At 51.9% G+C, this 2,983-nt stretch carries 2 protein-coding genes; both read left to right on the top strand.

What is annotated here, in order from left to right; genetic code table 11:
- Window positions 1-698 precede the first annotated feature (698 nt).
- Window positions 699-1,427 (top strand): hypothetical protein, encoded by a 729-nt coding sequence (locus tag PG2093B_RS08880; protein ID WP_129898185.1) that lies wholly within the window; start codon window positions 699-701, stop codon window positions 1,425-1,427.
- A gap of 335 nt (window positions 1,428-1,762) precedes the next feature.
- On the top strand, window positions 1,763-2,884 hold the full coding sequence (locus tag PG2093B_RS08875; protein ID WP_129898184.1) for a replication protein RepA: 1,122 nt from the start codon (window positions 1,763-1,765) through the stop codon (window positions 2,882-2,884).
- The last annotated feature ends 99 nt before the right edge of the window (window positions 2,885-2,983 follow it).

The following is a 2,983-nucleotide window of genomic DNA, read 5'->3' as shown; positions in this document are numbered from 1 at the left end:
GCACCTGTAGCTACAGGTGCAATGCTTGCTGTTCCCTCTTCGTCCCCCTATCGGCATCGCCTTTCCTTACGTAAGCCAACATGATAAATCGCTAGTTAGCGCCTAATTCGTGAGGCTCCCGTTTGGCTTCCTGCATTGTGCATTGTGGCAATTCCATGTGCAGCCTAGGCAAAATGCTTAGGCTGCACACAAGAGCCGATTAACCCCTCCGGTGCTTCGCTCTACGCACATCACGACGATTCCGCATGACGTCCTCCATGCATGCCACAGCCTTATTCAGACAGCGCGCAGCCGCCACGCTGCATATCGCGTTGGTCAGGAAAAATCCTGTGTCCGGTAGGAGCAGTTCCAGAATCGAATCAATCATCAGGTCGTACAGCAGCTCCCACATCCGCTCTGCGTGGCTGCTGACCCACAACACTACAGTTTCCACGTATGGCGCTATGCGCCCTTGTGCACGGTGGCTCGCTTGATTCTTTTTATTCATGCCACTGCAGTGGGCAGTGCGCTGTTGCGCGATAAAGTGGTCTCACAGGGCCGGCATGCGGCTTCAAAGACGTGGACGTCCTCGTAAAGATATTCATATCCCACTCTATCGATACATGTATCTGTATATAGATACATGTATCTTTTCATTAAGAGAGAACTATCTCATATTTAGTTAGATGTATCTGTTACTATAGATATATCTATCCGATATGGAGGTGATCGCAATGGCGTGGAGAAGCATCAACGACTTGGCCAATGATCTGGTGGGTGTCATCACCGCTGCCGGTATCAAGGCCGCGGCGCAGCGTGTGGGCTGGCCGGCCGCCAAACAGGGGATACCGTCAGAAGTCTGCGGGGTTCGCATGCATGGCCGAGCGTGGGAACTGGACGATGATTCCGAGATGGTCCGCGAGTGGTATCGGAAAAAGGATATCCGTGAGGCCGGGATTGACGCCTTGGAGTACCAGTCCGAGGCGCAGGGGCGTATAGAGCGTCTTGAAGAGGATCGCAGGGAGGCCGAGCGTGAGCTGGGCGAGTTGCGATCCGGACTGACCAAAGCCGAGGAACAGGTACGAAGCCTTTCGGAAGCTCTTGAGGCCGCGCAGAAAGCCCTTGAAGCGGAGCGGGATAAAACCTCCGCGCTTCATGAATTGGCCGAGGAACGGGCACATATCATCGGTTCATTGACTGTTGCATTGAATGCTGTGACCATATCGAGGAATAACTCCTCCGATGCTTCTTCCTCCTCCCATGCTGTGAAAGCATCTAAGGCGTCCTCTGAGCCGTTAGAGGGAGCCGCCCTACTCGATGCTTGGAACCGGTACGAAACCGCGGAGAGGGACGCGGGAAGGAAGCCGAGCAAGGCCGCGTTCGCTCGATTGCAGGGTCTGGCGCCATCAACACTTAAGGGACGGCTTGCCGCGGCACAACGCCAGTAAGCCACGTCCTAATCCTTGCTGCTATCCTCTGCTCGCGCGTGCGCGCGCGCGTTATAGGTATATAGGTATATAGGGGGGTGGCTCTTAGCCCTACTCCCCGTAGGGCTAAGAGCACATGAGCGTACCTAAAGTCCCTCATTTCGTACCTAAAGTCCCTCATTTCGTACCTAAAGTCCCTCATTTGTACCTAAAGTCCACACTGCTGTACCTAAAGTCCACACCTGACTTTTAGATTTGTACCTAAAGTCCACACTGCTGTGAGTAGTAAAAAACCCCGCGCTGTTCCAGCAGCCGGGGAATGGCGACCGCAGCGAGAGTAAGAAAGAAGCGATCGCATGAACGATCCTACTAGAGATCGGGAACTCGATATCCCCGACGAACCTTGGATGAGCCATGGGTTCATTAGCAAAATTGCTTCTCAGGTATCTCTGCCGTATAGACGTCCTAAAACCAAGGAAATCACTAGGAGAAACGGCACACTTACAGTGACATTTTCTGCAGGCGGAGTTGATTGTCTTCCCTACGGAAAGTACCCACGTCTATTTGAGGCATGGGCTTGTACCATGGTAAAAACTAATAATCCATGCTTTGATCCGAATACGAATACGCTGGAGCTTGGCCGGTCATTTCGAGATTTTCTTGAGCTGCTGGAAGTTAAGGTGGGAGGAACCAGCTTTCGTAATATCAAGCCGCAGTTTGAACGGCTATTTCGTTGTACGTACTCCATTGTGAATCTCACTGAGTCCAAGTCATCAGGCGTGAATTTCGTTGTAGCAGAAGAATTCAATATCGATTGGTTGAATCCGCAACTTCCTCCGCAAAGAGGTAAGACTGCCTATAACTGGGTCAGGCTTTCACGAGGATATGTGGAAATGCTCAGAGATCGCCCCGTTCCTATTGACCTGAGCATCATGGCGAAACTAGGAAAGCCCATGGCAATTGACATCTATGCATGGATCACACGACGTTTCTACTCATTGAGCGAGGTAACGCACATCAAGTGGGAACAGCTCTACCAACAATTCGGCAGCGGTACTAAAGAACTCAGAAAATTCAAGCAGACGTTCAAAGAAGCTCTTGAAGAGGTCATTGCCGTATATCCATGTCGTGTGGTGTGTGGTCGAACTTACGTCAGTGTCTGGCCGAATATTACGAGTATTCCTACCAGTGAAGAGACACAGCAGATTAACCGTGAGCGGGCGAAGACCTTGCAGGTTGCGCATTCCTCGGAGCAGCGTCAGAGAGCGAGAGCAAAGGCCACTGAATCAGCTCGTGCCGGTAAGTGGTTTAGTCTTTTTGGCCAGCCTGATCAGATCTGGTGGTGTTCGGAGGCGTGGGACATTAACGCGGCACAAGATCACTTGTATGGCATTGCCGAGCGGGGAGACTGTCCTGTGTGTGCCTATGACAAGCGCAACAGGGAGCGGCATGGGTCTTGGCCATTTCCTTTTCGATGATCTAGTGGACTTCGTTCGCACGGTGTCTTGACTGTTCTGGGGTACGTTTTCGAATCGGGTGTACCGAATAGCAAGTATTGCACCTGTAGCTACAGGTGC

Source organism: Bifidobacterium pseudolongum subsp. globosum (assembly GCF_004155535.1).
In the GTDB taxonomy this organism is placed as follows: domain Bacteria; phylum Actinomycetota; class Actinomycetes; order Actinomycetales; family Bifidobacteriaceae; genus Bifidobacterium; species Bifidobacterium pseudolongum_C.
This window is presented reverse-complemented; position numbering and strand designations above follow the sequence as displayed.

Excerpts from the sequence above, each read along its gene's own strand:
- PG2093B_RS08880 (WP_129898185.1), top strand. The coding sequence starts at position 699 with ATGGAGGTGATCGCAATGGCGTGGAGAAGCATCAACGACTTGGCCAAT.
- PG2093B_RS08875 (WP_129898184.1), top strand. The coding sequence starts at position 1,763 with ATGAACGATCCTACTAGAGATCGGGAACTCGATATCCCCGACGAACCT.